Source organism: Pseudomonas sp. Irchel 3A5 (assembly GCF_900187575.1).
Taxonomy (GTDB): Bacteria; Pseudomonadota; Gammaproteobacteria; order Pseudomonadales; family Pseudomonadaceae; genus Aquipseudomonas; species Aquipseudomonas folii.
In genome coordinates this window covers 119228-135983 of the sequence record NZ_FYDU01000017.1, presented here as the reverse complement: position 1 = coordinate 135983, position 16756 = coordinate 119228, and the positions used below count along the sequence as shown (strand labels likewise).

Genomic DNA, 16756 nt, shown 5'->3' with positions numbered 1-16756 from the left:
ACACGGATGGCGGGGATAGGTATGTGCTCGACGACGAATCTCATCACCTTATCGCGGGCAAGCCACGCTCCCACAGGGGAATCAATCTTCTGTGGGAGCGTGGCTTGCCCGCGATAAGGTCAATGAGGTCTCGGACATGTCGTTTTCAGATCACAACAACTTATGCTCCATCGCATATTTCACCAGGTCAGCCAGGGAATGCAGGTTCATCTTCTGCATCAGCCGCGCTTTGTGGGTGCTGATGGTCTTGCTGCTCAGGTTCAGTTGCTGGGCGATATCGTTGACGTTGGCGCCCTGCGCCAAGCGCTCAAACACTGAGAATTCGCGCTCGGACAAGAGCGAGTGCAACGGCCTGTTATCCGTCAGGCCCACTTCGAAAACCATGCGGTCGGCGAGGTCCGGGTCGATGTAACGACCACCCGCCGCTACCCGCCGAATCGCCGTCAACAGCAGCGCCGGATCACTGTCCTTGGTCGCATAACCGGCAGCACCGACTTTCAAGGCCCGCGCCGCCATCTGTGCTTCGTCATGCATGGACAGCACAAGGATCGCGGGCGGGTTGGTCAGCGCACGAATACGCGGGATCGCCTCAAGGCCATTCACACCCGGCATGGAGATATCCAGCAACACCACCTCGCATTCAGTCTGGCGGAGAGTCTCCAGCAACTGCTCACCGTTACTGGCCTCGCCTACCACGAGCATATCCTTTGCCAGGCCGATCAACTGCTTGATGCCTTCACGAACAATAGTGTGGTCTTCAGCTACCAGTACACGAATCACTTGTGTTGCTCCTGCCGGGCTTGATGCAGCGGAATATAGGCACGCAAGGTTGTGCCTTCACCTGACTCACTGTCCAGTTCCAATCGACCGCCAAGCATTAACACCCGCTCACGCATGCCCACCAGCCCGAACGACACGACCTTACCCTGGGGCTGAACAAAACCAATTCCGTCGTCAGCGATGGTCAGGCACATCACGCCGTTATCCAGCGTGAGGCTCACGTCCACCGTGTGCGCCTGAGCGTGACGCATCACGTTAGTCAGCGCCTCCTGCAGAATCCGGAACATGCCAATCGCCAAGGCATCACTGAGCGGCGGCAAATTATCAGGCACGTCCACCAGACACGGAATCTGTGTGCGCGCCTCAAATCGTTGCGTCTGCCATTCGATGGCCGACGCGATGCCCGCATCGAGGATCGGCGGACGCAGCGCGGTCGCCACATCGCGTACCAGCTGGAACAATTGCGATATCAGGCGCTTCATGCTGTTGAGCCGGTCACGCAAGCCTGGATCAAGATCGGCATAAGCCAGCTCACACATGGATGTTTCCAGCTTGAGCACGGTCAGCATCTGACCCAATTCGTCGTGAACTTCCCGAGCGATGCGCGCCTTTTCCTCCTCGCGCACGCTTTCCAGATGCGCCGACAGCTCACGCAGTTGTTCGTGGTAACGACGGCGCTCGGTCACATCAGTGAGGAACACCACCAGATACTCGGACTCCTCGAAACGCAGGAAACTCAAGGAGACATCGGCAGGCAGAATGCTTCCGTCGGCGCACACGCAATTGGTTTCGAATGTCTGGGCAATCCCTTCGCTGGAGCGCGCACTTTTCCAAAGGCCCAACCAGCGGTCCATGTGCAGCGTGGGCTCGAAATCAATCAAAGGCCGATCCACCACACCGCCGGACGAATAGCCCAGCATCGCTTCTGCCGCATGGTTGGCATAACGCACGCGGCTGTCCCAGTTGACCCAGAGAATCCCCACAGTACTTTGATCGATGGAAAACTGTGCGAGCCTTAACGCCTCTTCGCCCGCCTCGCGCCGAGCCAGCTCTTCGCGAGCCAGCAACACATCGCGTTCCAGCGACTGCTGCTGACGTCGCTGCCAGATGACGATGGCAAAACTGGTCAGCAGCAATACCAGCAGCAACAGGCAGATGTTTTGCCAGAACCCAGGGGATTCGCTGGCTTTCACAGCGTTGAGCGGCAGCCAGCGTGCATGCAGTTGATCAAGCTCCTTGGCCGGAATCGCATGCAGGGCGACGCTGATAATGTCCGCCAACTCAGGCACATCGCGACGGGAGGCGACGCGCAGCAGTTGGGGATAGCCGATATCGCCGACAATACTCAGCCCGGCAAACTCCGGCTCGCGAGACAAGCGACTGAGTTGCGCCTCATCGAGCACGGCATAGCGCGCTTGCTGACTCAGCAATAATTGCAGTGCTTGCCGATCCAGCGGCACGCCTTGCAGATTGAGATGAGGATACGTGCTGCGCAGGTAATCGGCGGTCACGCTGGGCATGCGAATCGCAACCCGCGTCCGGCTATCAAGCTTCTCCAGGTCCACTACACCAGAACCATCGCGCTCGCCCACTACCAATTGCGAAATCCGCATGTAGGGATCGGAAAACAACCAGATACGAAGGCCCGCCGGAGTTTGGGTCAGGCCGGGAGCGATATCCACCATGCCTTGCGCCAAGGCTTCTTCCAAAGCAGCCTGATCAGGAAAGTTACGCCACAGCAGTTCAGTTTGCAGGCTCCTGCCGAGCATATTCATCAGGTCAACGCTGGCGCCGGAAAGCTGCTGCTGGCGACGATCAAGCTGCGCATAAGGTGCCTGCATGACCAGCCCGACCCGCAAGGGGCCACGCTTTGCAAGCCATGCGCGCTGCTCTGCCGACAGAGGTGTGGAAACAGCAGGCTCTGAATCAGCCTGAGCCACGGTGTTGAAAATCATCAAGAGCAGGGCCAGACAGCCGATAACTCCAGTGCGCAGCAGAACCATCATCAAGGTGTCGTTCCCATGTGTTCTATCTAGTCGTTTGAACCGATGCGCCACTCAAGCATAAGCCTGACAAATCCTTACCAACCCATTAGGCTGCCGGGATAGTTTCTGGCCTGGAATATCCGATGTCCTACACATTTCGCGCAACGCTTCCTTCGCTCTGTCTGGCGCTGATACTACCTTGCGCGTTGCCTGTCATGGCGGCTGATCCCGCGCCTGCAAAAGATGCTGCAACCGAACCTGCTGTGGAAAGGGCTCCCCTGCTACCCCGGACTCAAGAAGATGCGCTGGCCCTTGAAGGGCGCTTGCCGGTTGCCGATCAACAGCAATTGCAGGCTGGCGAAGACAGTTTCCTCGCCTTGTGGAAGCCCGCTAACACTGACGACCCAAGAGGTGCAGTGATCATTATTCCTGGTGCAGACGAGTCGGCTGATTCCCCGGATGTCGTAGGTCCGCTACGACGCAAGTTTCCGGACATCGGCTGGTCAAGCCTGAGCCTGACCCTGCCCGACCAGATGGCTGATTACAACCAGGCCAGAGCCGCCGATGCCCCTGCAGAAGAGGGCGCAGCAGACAAATCCAAAGACCCGGCCAAAGCCACCCCGCCAACCGATGCCGACAAAGCCGCTGCCGCGGAAAAAGAGGCTGCTGCCGAAACAGCCAGAGCCGCCGCCGCAGAAGAGCAGGCCAAGGCTCAGACTGAACGTATCTTTGCCAGAATTGAAAGCGGCATAAGCTTCGCACAACAGAACAAGGCTCGTAGCATCGTGCTGCTCGGTCATGGCAGTGGTGCCTATTGGGCAGCCCGCTACTTGAGCGAACGCCCGGCGCCATTGGTACAGAAATTCGCCATGGTCACGGCGCGAGAGCCCGCAGACGCCAAACCGCTGCTGACCGAACTGATACCGGGCCTTAAAGTGAAAACCTCGGACTTTATCTTCAAGGACCCGACCAACAGGGCGCCAATGGAGCGCCTGCAAATCAGCAAGCGCACAAAAGGACCGGGCTACAGCCAGATTCCCCTGACCGCGATTCCGGGTAACGCCGCCGCCGAACAGGAACAGATGTTCCGCAGGATCCGCGGGTGGGTTGAGGCGCAGTAAAGATGATTGATCGGAGCGGAAATGCTGCACCTGTGGGAGCGGTGCCTGGTCTGGGCGGCATTCCGACGATAAACGATAACGCGGTGTGTCGTCTTACTGCGTCTCATGTATCGCGGGCAAGCACCCACAGGAACTACTGATGACGCGGGACCGGCTTAAGCCGGGAAGAGGCCAGTACATTCAGTACATCTTTATCGTCAGAAATGCCGCCTTCCCGGCTAAAGCCGGTCCCACGTCAGATTGCAGACGAACATAGAATCTCCCGCAGAATAAAGCACAACACCATGATCAAAACCCGCGCCGCGCTCTGATCACTTTGTAGGCGTTATGCAAATCCTGAGTCCGGTCCGTCGCATCCCGCACCTGCAACTGGCTAGCGCCTGAACCAGCGACTTTATCCGGGTGATGTCGACTGAGCAGACGGCGATAGGCACGTTTTACATGCGCGGGGTCTGCATCGGCCTGCACACCCAGCAGCTTCAACGCGGCCTGGTAATCGTTGCTGTTGTTCGCCAGCGGTTTTCGCGGTGTTTCGTGTTCGGAAGCCAGGGAGTCAACCCTCGCTGGCGACCAGCCCAGCCATTTCCCCCACCAGACGATCAACTCCCGTTCGCCACGCGAAGGTCTGCCGTTGGCCCATGCCATGCGCCAACAGGCGCGCAGCAGCGCTTCTGCCGTGTGAGGCTGGGGGGCGAGACGACGCAGATAACCACGCAGATTATCACCCCCCTCCTTGCCTCGATTGAAGGCCGCAATTGCCCGACGCTGAGCGGGTTCGCTCATGCCCATACGACGCATTTCGACTCGCGCCTGCTGGATATGCTGCTCTACCACCCGACCGTCACTTTTAGCCAACCGGCCCAGCAGAACGAACAGCAACTCATCATCGCGCAGCGCCACTCGACCGCCCATGCGCTCACGCAAATGCGCCCAGCTTTGCAGTGCCAGACGCCGATCCAGCGCCTGTCCCAATAGCGCTCCCAGCAAGGCGCCCGGAATGCTCGCAATGGCAAACCCGGCTCCGGCGCCCAACAGGGTCGATGGCCAGAGCATTCAGTGTCCCGCCGCGATTAACTGTTCGACATGAGCAAGCCGCTCATGGGTGCCGACATCGACCCACTGCCCGGTAAAATGCTCACCGGTCACTTGCCCTTGTTCCATGGCGGCGCGCAACAAGGGCGCGAGCTTGAAAGCACCGGCCTGACAACCTGCAAACAGTTTCGGGTGAAGGATGGCGATGCCGCTGTAGGTGAGCCTTGCACCGGCATCGCTGGAATCACGAACCTGCCCGTCGATCAACGAAAAGTCGCCCTCCGGGTGGTGCTCCGGATTATCGATCAACACAAGGTGGGCGAGACCGGCCAGTGGTACACGCAGCGCGCTGAAGTTGTAATCGGTCCAGACATCGCCGTTCACAACCACAAAAGGCTCGTCACCGAGCAACGGCAGCGCACGTAAGATACCGCCGCCCGTTTCAAGCGGTTCGCCTTCAGGCGAGTACGCAATACGCAGCCCCAGACGCTCGCCGTTCCCCAGATAATCTTCAATCTGCTGCCCAAGCCAGGCGTGGTTGATCACCACATCGTGGAACCCTGCGTCGTGAAGTGCGCGCAGGTGATATTCAATCAACGGCACACCGCCTGCACGGACCAGAGGCTTGGGGGTGTGCAGGGTCAATGGACGCATCCGCTCGCCCTTCCCTGCTGCCAGAATCATCGCTTTCATGCCTGCCTCGTCAACACAATCGATAGCCTTATTTCAATGATGACCTTCATACCGTGGCGCGATTCAGAGCGATCCGCTCGCCGGTCGCTTCAGGCTGGTCAGCAAATTAGCCAGTTCAGCCAGCTCTGGTCGGCGCTCCAGCACCGCCTCTATATAAGCAAAGAAGCGCGGAACATCGGCCAGATAACGCGGTTTGCCGTCACGATGGCAAATACGGGCGAAAATCCCGATGACCTTCAAATGCCGCTGCACCCCCATCAGGTCACTGGCACGCAGAAACTCCGCAAAGTCATCCTGAACAGGAATTCCCGCAGCACGGGCCTTTTCCCAGTAAATTTCCAGCCAGGCGTGCACGCGCTCTTGCGGCCAACTGATGAAGGCGTCCTTGAACAGGCAGGTGACGTCGTAAGTAACGGGGCCGTAGACCGCATCCTGAAAGTCCAGCACCCCCGGATTGGGTTCGCTGAGCATCAGATTACGCGGCATGAAGTCTCGATGCACCAGCACTTTGGGCTGCGCCAGCGCACTCTCGATCAAGAGATCACTGACCCGTTGCCAACTCGCCAACTGCTGCTGATCCATCTCGATGCCGAGGTGCTTGCGCACATACCACTCAGGGAACAGTTCCAGCTCACGGCGCAACAAGGCGACGTCATAACCGGGCAACGGCGCGTCTATCGGCAACTGCTGGTAAGCCAGCAGCGCGTCGAAAGCATCGGCGAACAAAGAGTCCGCGTTTTGCTCGTTGATAACATCAAGATAGGTTTTTCGCCCAAGATCGCTTAACAGCAAAAAGCCTTGAACAAGATCTTCGGCATAAATTTCAGGAACATTAATCCCTGATTTATTTAACAAACGGGCGATATCCACGAACGGTTTGCAGTTTTCCTGAGGTGGCGGAGCATCCATCACAATAAAAGTTTGCTCACCGCCCTCCCAGCGAAAATAACGGCGGAAACTGGCATCGCTACTGGCCGCAGTCAACGTGGCCGGGGGAATCGCGCCCCAGCCGTGCGCTGAAAACAGCGCTGGAAGCTGCTCATCGAGCCAGGTTTTCAGGCGTTGCAGGCGTACATCTTGATCTGGCATTACAAGGGTCTCCGACGGCGCTAGCCGTCAAGCGGGTCATGCTTTATTATCCGACATCTTTTTCAGCCCATCGAGAGGCGTGCGGCCCCCCCGCGGGCAGATGGCGCGCAGGAAGCCCGGATTAATAAGATGGCATTGAAATCCCCCGCGTTTCGTAGAAAGTTTCCGTTGCTCATAACCGGCAGTTTGCTGGCGATGCAACCTCTAGCCACTCAGTTCGTGGTCGCCGCGGAACAGTATGACTGCTCAGTCTCTGCTTCGGGTGCCTGGAATTGTGCGCCGAAAAGCAATGCAGTCGAGCTGCCTCCGCGTCCAGTGCACAGCACTACGTCGGTCAGCTCCAACGGCACTGTCACATCGGACAGTAGCTCCACCAGCGAACCCGCCGCGGCCAAGCCGCAGCTGGTGACCGAAGCCAAAGGCCGCGGTCTCAAGTCGCGCAGTGCTGACTACAGCCACCTTGACTGGGTTCCTCGCGAAAGCCTGACGCCTGCTCAGCTCGCAGAAACCGGACCTTATTGCTCCGGGGCCTACGTCGAGCCGATTCGTCCTGGCATGGATGACAAGACGCCGAAGAAAGACGCGCCGATGTTCATCGGTGCCAAGGCTTCGCGTTATCAGCAGGAAGAACAGATTGCTTCGCTGGCCGGTGACGTCGTTCTGCGTCAGGGCAGCATGCAGGTTCAGGCCCAGGAGGCCAACCTGTATCAAGCCGAAAACCGCGGCGAGCTGAACGGCGATGTCCGCATGCGCGACAACGGCGCACTCATCGTAGGTGACCGTGCAGAGCTGCAACTGGACACCGGTGAAGCCCAGATCGACAACGCAGAGTACGTGCTGCACAAGTCGAACGTTCGCGGTAACGCCCTGTATGCCAAGCGTGCCGAGAACGCGATCATTCGCCTCAAGGACGGTACGTACACCACGTGCGAACCGAACAGCAACGCGTGGACGCTCAAAGGCAACAACATCACACTGAACCCGGCCACCGGCTTCGGTACGGCGACCAACGCCACCCTTCGGGTTAAAGACATACCGGTGCTCTACACCCCGTATATCTACTTCCCGATCGATGATCGTCGCCAGTCAGGTTTCCTGCCGCCGTCCTTCAGCACCAGCAGCGATACCGGCTTCATGCTGGTGACGCCGTACTATTTCAACCTGGCACCGAACTACGATGCCACGCTCTATCCTCGTTACATGGCCAAACGCGGCATGTTGATGGAAGGCGAGTTCCGCTACCTGACCAAAAGCAGTGAAGGTCAGTTCGGCGGCGCGTACCTAAACGACGACGATGACGAGCGCAAAGACCAGACGGATTACAAAGACACTCGCTGGATGATTAACTGGCAACACAAGGGTGGTCTTGACTCCCGCTGGTTGACGCAAGTTGATTACACCGATATCAGTGACCCGTATTACTTCCAGGATCTGGAGACCAGCCAGATTGGCGTGGAATCCCGAGAGTACATCAACCAGCAAGGCTCTTTGACGTATCGCGGAGATACATACACAGCCGCTATCAACGCGCAGGCTTACAAACTCGCGACAGTTTCCAAGATCACGCCGTATGACCGGTTGCCGCAAATTACTTTTAATGGCGCGCTGCCATACCATCCGGGCGGCCTACAGTTCGATTATGAAACTGAAGCGGTGCGATTTGATCGTGACCTGCGCAATGGCAACTACATTGATCAGGACGGCAACTCCGACCCGCGCCTGGACAACAACGTTACCGGCCTGGCACGTGCCAACGGTGATCGCCTGAACCTGGCTCCTTCGGTCAGCCTGCCGATGAACTGGACCTACGGATTCCTGACGCCGAAACTGAAGTATGTCTATACCCAGTACGAGCTGGATCTGGATGCACGGGGCAAGGCATCTCTGCTTGCCGATGAAGAGTACAGCAGCAGCCAAAGCCGCAGCGTACCGATCTTCAGTGTCGACAGCGGCCTGTACTTTGACCGGAACACCAACTGGTTCGGCAAGGATTATCGTCAAACGCTGGAACCCCGTTTGTTCTATCTCTATGTTCCTGAGAAAGATCAGACCGACATTCCGGTTTTTGACAGCTCCGAAACCACTTTCAACTATGCCTCACTGTTCCGCGATAACCGTTTCGCGGGCTCGGACCGCATTGGTGACGAGAACAAGCTCTCACTGGGTATTACAAACCGCTGGATTGAAGACAATGGTTTCCAGCGTCAGCGCTTCAGCATCGGTCAGGCTCTGTACTTCAAGGATCGTGAAGTTCAACTGCCGGGCGTGGTCTTCAAGGACCGTGACGATGCACAAGCCAACGTCTCGCCTTACGCACTGGAATACGAATACCGCTTCAACCGGGACTGGCGCCTGAATTCCGACTTCAACTGGGATCCGGACAGCCGCAGTACTCGCTCGGGCAGTGCGATGTTCCACTACCAGCCCGAAGACAATCCGAACAAGATCGTCAACTTTGGCTATCGGTATCGCGATGATCAGATCCGCTACGACCAGAACACCGGTCGATGGACAGTGGGTGGCGGCGATTACGGCACTCCGGGTCAACCGGGTTACGTGAAGGACTACTACAAGATCCAGCAGCACGACTTCTCGGTCATCTGGCCGATCGTGCCGCAGTGGAACGCAATCAGCCGCTGGCAGTTCGATTACAACCGCAATCGCACAATCGAGGCCTTTGGTGGTTTCGAATATGACAACTGCTGCTGGAAACTGCGCCTGATCAGCCGTTACTGGATTGATTACGACGAGTTCAGCCAGAACGAGCCTGAAAACGAAAAAGGCGACCGCGGCGTATTCCTACAAATTGTGTTGAAGGGACTGGGCGGTGTAACTGGCGCCAAGGTAGAGAGTTTCCTCGACAAAGGCATCCAAGGTTATCGTGAACGTGAAGACCAAGCTTTCTGATTGTCTGCGCCCGCTAATGCTGGGCGCGTTACTCCTGGGGACTGCAGCCCACGCTGCAGTTCAACAACTGGACAGCGTTGCAGCCATCGTCGATAACGATGTGATCATGAAGAGCCAAGTGGACCAGCGTGTCCGCGAGGTTCAACAGACCATTGCCAAACGCGGTTCAGGTGTTCCTCCCGCAGAGGCCCTGCAGCCACAGGTTCTGGAACGTCTGATTCTGGAAAACCTGCAGTTGCAGATAGGCGACCGCTCCGGCATTCGCATCACTGACGAAGAGCTGAATCAGGCAATCGGTACCATTGCTGAACGCAACAACATGAGCGTGGAACAATTCCGCGCCGCGTTGGCCCATGACGGCCTTTCCTACAACGACGCGCGCGAGCAGGTTCGTCGGGAAATGATCATCAGCCGGGTGCGTCAACGCCGTGTGGCCGAGCGTATTCAGGTTTCGGAACAGGAAGTGAAAAACTTTCTGGCTTCCGGCCAGGGTCAGGCTCAGTTGTCCGAAGAGTTCCACCTGGCGAACATCCTGATTGCTACGCCTGACAGTGCGTCGTCAGACCAGATTCAGGCCGCTGCTCGCAAGGCTCAGGATCTGTACAGCAAGCTCAAGCAAGGCGCGGACTTCGGTCAGGCCGCCATTGCCAACTCAGCCAGCGAAAGCGCCCTTGAAGGTGGTGACATGGGCTGGCGTAAAGCCGCTCAACTGCCGCCTCCTTTCGGCGACATGCTGGGTTCGATGCCGGTTGGTGACGTTACGCCTCCAGCCCGTACTCCGGGCGGTTTCATCATCCTCAAGCTGCTTGAGAAGCGCGGCGGCCAGGGTCAGACACAGATGCGCGATGAAGTACACGTGCGTCATATCCTGATCAAGCCAAGCGAAATTCGTAGCGAAGAAGAAACCCGGCGTCTGGCGCAGAAAATCTATGATCGCATCCAGAACGGCGATGACTTCGCTGAACTGGCGAAGAGCTTCTCGGAAGATCCGGGTTCGGCACTCAACGGTGGTGACCTTAACTGGGTAGACCCGAACTCGTTGGTTCCGGAGTTCCGTCAGGTCATGAACGACACGCCGCAAGGCACCTTGTCCAAGCCGTTCAAGACTGCTTACGGCTGGCACGTACTGGAAGTTCTGGGCCGTCGCGCGACGGACGCAACCAACCAGGCGCGCGACCAGCAGGCCCTGATGGTATTGCGCAACCGCAAGTACGATGAAGAGCTGCAAACCTGGTTACGTCAGATCCGTGACGAAGCCTACGTTGAGATCAAGCTCCCTGGCGCAGCCCAGGCTGCACAGTGAAACCCCGGCGTTTCGCACTGACACCCGGCGAGCCGGCCGGCATTGGTCCTGACCTTTGCCTGCTACTCGCCACGCAACTTCAGCCACACCCCCTTATTGCCATTACCAGCCGCGACCTGCTCACCGAGCGGGCCGCGCAGCTGGGCGTGGTTGTCGATCTGATCAACGTTACACCTGATGCCTTTCCGGACACCGCCGCTCCTGCCGGCAGCCTTTATGTCTGGGATACGCCACTGCACGAGCCGGTGATTGCGGGCCAACTGAACAAAGCCAATGGCGCGTTCGTCCTGCAAACCCTGACCCGCGCCGGACAAGGCTGTCTGGACGGCCATTTCGCCGGAATGATTACTGCCCCGGTCCACAAGGGCGTCATCAATGAAAGCGGCATCGCCTTTTCAGGCCATACCGAGTTTCTTGCCGAGCTGACCGGAACAGAACAAGTGGTGATGCTGCTGGCGACCGGCGATCTGCGTGTCGCGCTGGTCACCACTCACCTCCCGCTACGCGATGTTGCTGACGCCATCACCCCCGAGCGTCTGGAGCGCGTAACACGCATTCTGCACGCCGACCTGGTGAACAAGTTCGGTATCGCCCGGCCGCGTATTCTGGTGTGCGGGCTCAACCCTCATGCCGGTGAAAGCGGACATCTGGGTCGCGAAGAGATCGACATCATAGAACCTGCTTTGGAGCGTCTGCGCAGCGAGGGCCTTGATCTACGAGGGCCACTGCCAGCTGACACTCTGTTTACCCCCAAATATCTGGAGCACTGCGACGCAGTGCTGGCGATGTACCACGACCAAGGCCTGCCTGTGCTCAAGTACAAAGGCTTCGGCGCTGCCGTTAACGTGACTCTCGGCCTGCCGATTGTCCGAACCTCTGTCGACCATGGCACTGCGCTGGATCTGGCAGGCACCGGCAATATCGACACCGGCAGCCTGCAGGTCGCTCTGGAAACCGCCTATCAGATGGCCGAGACTCATTCATGACCGAGCAATTTCAACACAAGGCGCGCAAGCGCTTCGGACAAAACTTTCTGCATGACGCAGGCGTGATCGACAAGATCCTGCGAGCCATACGTGCCCGGCCGGAAGATCGCCTGCTTGAGATCGGGCCCGGCCAGGGTGCCTTGACCCAGGGCCTGCTTGGCAGCGGCGCACAACTGGACGTCGTGGAACTGGACAAGGATCTGATCCCGATCCTGATCCACCAGTTTGGCAGCAAGCCCAATTTCAACCTGCATCAAGGCGATGCACTGAAATTCGACTTCACCACCCTCAACGCACCGGCCAACAGCCTACGCGTGGTAGGCAACCTGCCTTACAACATCTCCACGCCGCTGATTTTCCATCTGCTGCATAACGCCAACCTGATTCGCGACATGCACTTCATGCTGCAGAAAGAAGTGGTTGAGCGCATGGCAGCAGTTCCTGGTGGCGGTGATTACGGTCGTCTGTCGATCATGGTTCAGTACCATTGCCGGGTTGAGCACCTGTTCAACGTCGGGCCGGGTGCTTTCAACCCGCCGCCAAAAGTGGATTCGGCGATCGTCCGACTCGTGCCCCACGAAACACTGCCGCATCCGGCCAAGGATCATCGCCTGCTGGAGCGTGTGGTACGTGAGGCGTTCAACCAGCGCCGCAAAACACTGCGCAACACGCTCAAGTTACTGCTCAGCAGTGACGATATTACTGCTGCCGGGGTCGATGGCAGTCTACGCCCCGAGCAACTGGATCTCGCCGCATTCGTTCGCCTCGCTGACAAGCTGAGCGAAATGCCAGCACAGGCCTGAGCCCAAAGGACATGTCGATGATCGAAGTCCGATTGGTCATTTATCGTTTACATGTCCTAGACTGATTCCACCGGCTTGCCGGTTTTATCCGCATCCGCTTCCAAGGCCTACCGAATGCCCGATTCCCGATACCAGGTCGACGTCAGCGTCGTCACACGCTTCCTGGCAGAGCAGTCACAACCCGAGCAGAATCGCTTTGCCTTTGCCTACACCGTCACCGTCCACAACAGCGGCGAACTGCCCGCCAAGCTGATGTCCCGGCATTGGGTGATCACCGATGGTGATGGCCATGTCGAAGAGGTACGCGGTGAGGGCGTGGTGGGGCAACAACCTTTGATTGCTGCCGGTAAAAGCCATACGTACAGCAGCGGCACCGTGATGACGACCAAAGTTGGCAACATGCAGGGCTCGTATCAAATGCTGGCTGACGACGGTAAGCGCTTCGATGCGGTGATTGCACCCTTTCGCCTGGCGGTACCGGGGTCCCTTCACTGATGGCGGTGTACGCCGTTGGTGACCTGCAAGGTTGCCTTGAACCACTGCAGTGCCTGCTGGAACATGTGAATTTCGACCCAACCAGGGATCGCCTCTGGCTGGTGGGCGATCTGGTCAACCGCGGTCCTCAATCGCTGGAGACCCTGCGCTTTCTGTACAGCATCCGTGACTCGCTGACCTGCGTACTCGGCAATCACGATCTGCATATGCTCGCCGCAGCGCGCAACATTGAGCGCCTGAAGAAAGGCGATACCCTGCGCCCCATTCTCGAAGCACCCGATCGCGATAACCTGCTGCAATGGGTACGTCAGCAGAAGCTGCTGCACTACGATGCCGAGCGCAACGTTGCCATGGCTCACGCCGGTATCCCGCCCCAGTGGACCTTGAAGAAAGCCCTCAAGCTTGCCGCTGAGGTTGAAAACGCCCTGCTTGATGACGCGCTTTACCCCCAATTCCTTGACGGAATGTATGGCAACGAGCCAAACAAGTGGGACAACGACCTGCATGGCGTTGCACGGCTACGGGTTATCACCAATTACTTCACCCGCATGCGCTTCTGCACCAGCGACGGCAGACTGGACCTCAAAGGCAAGGAAGGCATCGAAACCGCCCTGCCCGGCTATGCGCCTTGGTTCAAGCATCAGGACCGCAGGACACGCGATGTGAAAATCATCTTCGGCCACTGGGCCGCGCTGGAGGGCCGTTGCGACGAGCCTGATGTCTACGCGCTGGACACCGGATGCGTATGGGGCTCCGCCATGACCATGCTTAACGTTGATACGTTTGAGCGGTATCTCTGCGATTGCGATGATCACGGCAATGCTGAATCAGGGGCGACCCGAACCATTCTGCATGACCCGATTGGCGTGATCAGGCGCTAAACTCAGCACAACGCACTTCAACTGTAGGCGCTGCCGAAGTCTGCGAAAGCTGTATATCTGCCACACCTCCATTCGCAGCCGTCGGCAGCTCCTACAGAATCACACCCCGGATAACATTCAAAGGAGCCAACCATGACCGAATTCAAACGCATCCAACCAGAACAGGCTCAAGCCTTGCGTGAACAAGGTGCAGTGCTGGTGGACGTTCGCGATCCCCAAGCCTTCGCTGGTAACCACATCCCGGACTCCCAGCATCTGGACAACCACTCCATTGCCGACTTCATCCGCAATGCCGACCTGGACAAGCCCGTGGTCGTGGTCTGCTATCACGGTAACTCCAGCCAGAGCGCCGCGGCCTATCTGGTGAATCAGGGTTTCTCCGACGTATACAGTCTGGACGGCGGCTTCGAGCTATGGCGCAGCACCTTTCCAGCCGACACAGCCCAGGGCTGACAGAAAATATTTTTATTGCAGTTGATCCCGCGTCCTGCGCGGGCTCGCGACCTAACTGACGGACGGTCAGCCAGTCTTTCTGCTCATCCCTTCTTTATCTTTCCGATTCCGAACTATCCTTAGCCTCAGGCCATCCGTAATCAGGGGAGAGCCGGTACACCGGCGCGTGGGTCATCGGTAGCTACTTTTATGGTGTTTGGGGGGTAAACGGCAGCTGGATTCTCGGCTGCTGCCAACATCGACTGACGATCCGCCGCCGGCTCTACGTATCGAGCGAGGTGACGTCATGAGTATTTTTAGCCACTTCCAACAACGCTTTGAATCGACACGGCAGGAGGAGCTCTCCTTACAGGAGTATCTAGAGCTCTGTAAGCAGGATCGCAGCGCCTATGCGTCTGCGGCAGAAAGACTGTTGCTTGCTATCGGCGAGCCAGAGCTGGTTGATACCTCGACCAACTCCCGGCTTTCGAGGATCTTTTCCAATAAGGTCATCCGCCGCTACCCGGCCTTCGCTGACTTCCATGGGATGGAAGAATGCATCGACCAGATCGTCTCGTACTTCCGCCATGCCGCTCAGGGCCTGGAAGAGAAGAAACAGATCCTTTACCTGCTCGGCCCGGTCGGTGGCGGTAAGTCATCGCTGGCTGAAAAACTCAAACAACTGATCGAAAAAGTCCCGTTCTACGCGATCAAGGGCTCGCCGGTCTTCGAATCTCCGCTCGGTTTGTTCAACGCAACCGAAGACGGTGCGATTCTCGAAGAAGACTTCGGCATCCCGCGTCGCTATCTGAGCACCATCATGTCGCCCTGGGCGACCAAACGTCTGGCTGAGTTCGGGGGCGACATCAGCCAGTTCAAAGTGGTCAAACTCTATCCATCGATTCTTAACCAGATCGCGGTAGCCAAAACCGAGCCGGGCGACGAGAACAACCAGGACATTTCTGCACTGGTGGGTAAGGTCGATATCCGCAAACTCGAGGAATACCCACAGAACGACGCCGACGCTTACAGCTATTCTGGCGCGCTGTGCCGGGCCAACCAGGGCCTGATGGAATTCGTCGAAATGTTCAAAGCGCCGATCAAGGTGCTGCACCCACTGCTCACCGCTACCCAGGAAGGTAACTACAACAGTACCGAAGGCCTGGGCGCGATTCCGTTCACCGGTATTCTGCTGGCCCACTCCAACGAATCGGAATGGCACAGCTTCCGCAACAACAAGAACAACGAAGCGTTCATCGACCGGATCTACATCGTCAAGGTGCCGTACTGCCTGCGCGTGAGCGATGAGATCAAGATTTACGACAAACTTCTGTTCAACAGTTCACTGTCCAAGGCCCATTGCGCGCCAGACACCCTGAAAATGCTCGCGCAGTTCACCACCCTGTCGCGCCTGAAAGAGCCGGATAACTCCAACATCTACTCCAAGATGCGCGTGTACGATGGCGAAAACCTCAAGGATACCGATCCAAAGGCCAAGTCGATTCAGGAGTACCGCGACGGCGCAGGCGTCGACGAAGGCATGAACGGGCTGTCCACACGTTTTGCGTTCAAGATCCTGTCCAAGGTATTCAACTTCGATCCACACGAAATTGCCGCCAACCCGGTGCATCTGCTGTATGTGCTTGAGCAGCAGATCGAGCAGGAGCAATTCCAGGCTGAAACCCGCGAGCGGTATCTGCGCTTCATCAAGGAATACCTGGCGCCGCGCTACATCGAGTTCATCGGCAAGGAAATCCAGACCGCGTATCTGGAGTCCTACAGCGAATACGGGCAAAACATCTTTGACCGCTATGTGCTGTACGCAGACTTCTGGATCCAGGATCAGGAATACCGCGACCCGGAAACCGGAGAAATCCTCAACCGCGTGGCCCTGAACGAAGAACTGGAAAAGATCGAGAAACCGGCCGGCATCAGTAATCCGAAAGATTTCCGTAACGAGATCGTCAACTTCGTATTGCGCGCCCGTGCTAACAACAATGGCAAAAACCCGACCTGGCTCAGCTACGAGAAACTGCGCGTGGTGATCGAGAAGAAAATGTTCTCCAACACCGAGGACCTCCTTCCCGTCATCAGTTTCAACGCAAAAGCCAGCAAAGAGGATCAACAGAAGCACAACGACTTCGTTACCAGAATGGTCGAGCGGGGCTACACCGACAAACAGGTACGGCTTCTTTCCGAATGGTACCTACGGGTCCGGAAGTCGCAGTAGTAGAGAAGCAGCTGCAAGC

The 16756-nt window shown here is 57.6% G+C and carries 14 protein-coding genes; 9 read left to right on the top strand and 5 right to left on the bottom strand.

What is annotated here, in order from left to right; all coding sequences use genetic code 11:
* Nucleotides 1-150: 150 nt before the first annotated feature.
* The gene (locus CKW31_RS25060) at nucleotides 151-780 is read right to left on the bottom strand and encodes a response regulator transcription factor (protein ID WP_095101136.1); all 630 of its coding nucleotides are present in this window, start codon (nucleotides 778-780) and stop codon (nucleotides 151-153) included.
* On the bottom strand, nucleotides 777-2786 hold the full coding sequence (locus tag CKW31_RS25055; RefSeq protein ID WP_095101134.1) for a histidine kinase: 2010 nt from the start codon (nucleotides 2784-2786) through the stop codon (nucleotides 777-779). The genes CKW31_RS25060 and CKW31_RS25055 overlap by 4 nt, the downstream gene beginning before the upstream one ends.
* Before the next feature lie 122 nt (nucleotides 2787-2908).
* Between CKW31_RS25055 and CKW31_RS25050 the strand changes: the two genes are divergently transcribed.
* On the top strand, nucleotides 2909-3886 hold the full coding sequence (locus CKW31_RS25050) for an alpha/beta hydrolase family protein (protein ID WP_095101132.1): 978 nt from the start codon (nucleotides 2909-2911) through the stop codon (nucleotides 3884-3886).
* A gap of 288 nt (nucleotides 3887-4174) precedes the next feature.
* Here CKW31_RS25050 and CKW31_RS25045 read toward each other — a convergent pair whose 3' ends face one another.
* The 3 genes from CKW31_RS25045 to CKW31_RS25035 all read right to left on the bottom strand — a co-directional run bounded on the left by CKW31_RS25045 (nucleotide 4175) and on the right by CKW31_RS25035 (nucleotide 6700).
* Nucleotides 4175-4939 carry a DnaJ domain-containing protein gene (locus CKW31_RS25045; protein WP_095101130.1) on the bottom strand — a complete coding sequence of 255 codons (765 nt, stop codon included), beginning with the start codon at nucleotides 4937-4939 and terminating at the stop codon, nucleotides 4175-4177.
* Nucleotides 4940-5611 carry an N-acetylmuramate alpha-1-phosphate uridylyltransferase MurU gene (gene murU / locus CKW31_RS25040; RefSeq protein WP_095101128.1) on the bottom strand — a complete coding sequence of 224 codons (672 nt, stop codon included), beginning with the start codon at nucleotides 5609-5611 and terminating at the stop codon, nucleotides 4940-4942.
* Between the two features lie 63 nt (nucleotides 5612-5674).
* Nucleotides 5675-6700 carry an aminoglycoside phosphotransferase family protein gene (locus CKW31_RS25035; RefSeq protein WP_095101126.1) on the bottom strand — a complete coding sequence of 342 codons (1026 nt, stop codon included), beginning with the start codon at nucleotides 6698-6700 and terminating at the stop codon, nucleotides 5675-5677.
* 129 nt (nucleotides 6701-6829) lie between these two features.
* Here CKW31_RS25035 and CKW31_RS25030 point away from each other — a divergent pair, with 129 nt between their 5' ends.
* The 8 genes from CKW31_RS25030 to CKW31_RS24995 all read left to right on the top strand — a co-directional run bounded on the left by CKW31_RS25030 (nucleotide 6830) and on the right by CKW31_RS24995 (nucleotide 16737).
* Nucleotides 6830-9607, top strand: a complete 2778-nt coding sequence (locus CKW31_RS25030) for an LPS-assembly protein LptD (protein ID WP_095101125.1) — start codon at nucleotides 6830-6832, stop codon at nucleotides 9605-9607.
* Nucleotides 9588-10910 (top strand): peptidylprolyl isomerase SurA, encoded by a 1323-nt coding sequence (gene surA / locus CKW31_RS25025; RefSeq protein WP_176469981.1) that lies wholly within the window; start codon nucleotides 9588-9590, stop codon nucleotides 10908-10910. The genes CKW31_RS25030 and surA overlap by 20 nt, the downstream gene beginning before the upstream one ends.
* Entirely contained in the window at nucleotides 10907-11896 is a 990-nt protein-coding gene (pdxA, locus tag CKW31_RS25020; RefSeq protein WP_095101121.1) for a 4-hydroxythreonine-4-phosphate dehydrogenase PdxA, read from the top strand. The genes surA and pdxA overlap by 4 nt, the downstream gene beginning before the upstream one ends.
* Complete coding sequence (gene rsmA / locus CKW31_RS25015; RefSeq protein WP_095101119.1) at nucleotides 11893-12699, top strand: 16S rRNA (adenine(1518)-N(6)/adenine(1519)-N(6))-dimethyltransferase RsmA; 807 nt, start codon at nucleotides 11893-11895, stop codon at nucleotides 12697-12699. The genes pdxA and rsmA overlap by 4 nt, the downstream gene beginning before the upstream one ends.
* A 114-nt stretch (nucleotides 12700-12813) precedes the next feature.
* The gene (gene apaG, locus CKW31_RS25010; RefSeq protein WP_027899453.1) at nucleotides 12814-13194 is read left to right on the top strand and encodes a Co2+/Mg2+ efflux protein ApaG; all 381 of its coding nucleotides are present in this window, start codon (nucleotides 12814-12816) and stop codon (nucleotides 13192-13194) included.
* Entirely contained in the window at nucleotides 13194-14075 is an 882-nt protein-coding gene (locus CKW31_RS25005) for a symmetrical bis(5'-nucleosyl)-tetraphosphatase (protein ID WP_095101117.1), read from the top strand. Before apaG ends, CKW31_RS25005 begins: the two co-directional genes overlap by 1 nt.
* 132 nt (nucleotides 14076-14207) lie before the next feature.
* Nucleotides 14208-14528, top strand: coding sequence for a thiosulfate sulfurtransferase GlpE (gene glpE, locus CKW31_RS25000; RefSeq protein WP_095101115.1), 321 nt, complete (start codon nucleotides 14208-14210; stop codon nucleotides 14526-14528).
* A gap of 286 nt (nucleotides 14529-14814) precedes the next feature.
* Nucleotides 14815-16737, top strand: a complete 1923-nt coding sequence (locus CKW31_RS24995; protein WP_027899456.1) for a PrkA family serine protein kinase — start codon at nucleotides 14815-14817, stop codon at nucleotides 16735-16737.
* The last annotated feature ends 19 nt before the right edge of the window (nucleotides 16738-16756 follow it).

Coding starts and splice junctions, on each gene's coding strand:
- CKW31_RS25055 (WP_095101134.1), bottom strand. CDS start 2,786: ATGATGGTTCTGCTGCGCACTGGAGTTATCGGCTGTCTGGCCCTGCTC.
- CKW31_RS25050 (WP_095101132.1), top strand. CDS start 2,909: ATGTCCTACACATTTCGCGCAACGCTTCCTTCGCTCTGTCTGGCGCTG.
- CKW31_RS25045 (WP_095101130.1), bottom strand. CDS start 4,939: ATGCTCTGGCCATCGACCCTGTTGGGCGCCGGAGCCGGGTTTGCCATT.
- murU (WP_095101128.1), bottom strand. CDS start 5,611: ATGAAAGCGATGATTCTGGCAGCAGGGAAGGGCGAGCGGATGCGTCCA.
- CKW31_RS25035 (WP_095101126.1), bottom strand. CDS start 6,700: ATGCCAGATCAAGATGTACGCCTGCAACGCCTGAAAACCTGGCTCGAT.
- CKW31_RS25030 (WP_095101125.1), top strand. CDS start 6,830: ATGGCATTGAAATCCCCCGCGTTTCGTAGAAAGTTTCCGTTGCTCATA.
- rsmA (WP_095101119.1), top strand. CDS start 11,893: ATGACCGAGCAATTTCAACACAAGGCGCGCAAGCGCTTCGGACAAAAC.
- apaG (WP_027899453.1), top strand. CDS start 12,814: ATGCCCGATTCCCGATACCAGGTCGACGTCAGCGTCGTCACACGCTTC.
- CKW31_RS25005 (WP_095101117.1), top strand. CDS start 13,194: ATGGCGGTGTACGCCGTTGGTGACCTGCAAGGTTGCCTTGAACCACTG.
- glpE (WP_095101115.1), top strand. CDS start 14,208: ATGACCGAATTCAAACGCATCCAACCAGAACAGGCTCAAGCCTTGCGT.
- CKW31_RS24995 (WP_027899456.1), top strand. CDS start 14,815: ATGAGTATTTTTAGCCACTTCCAACAACGCTTTGAATCGACACGGCAG.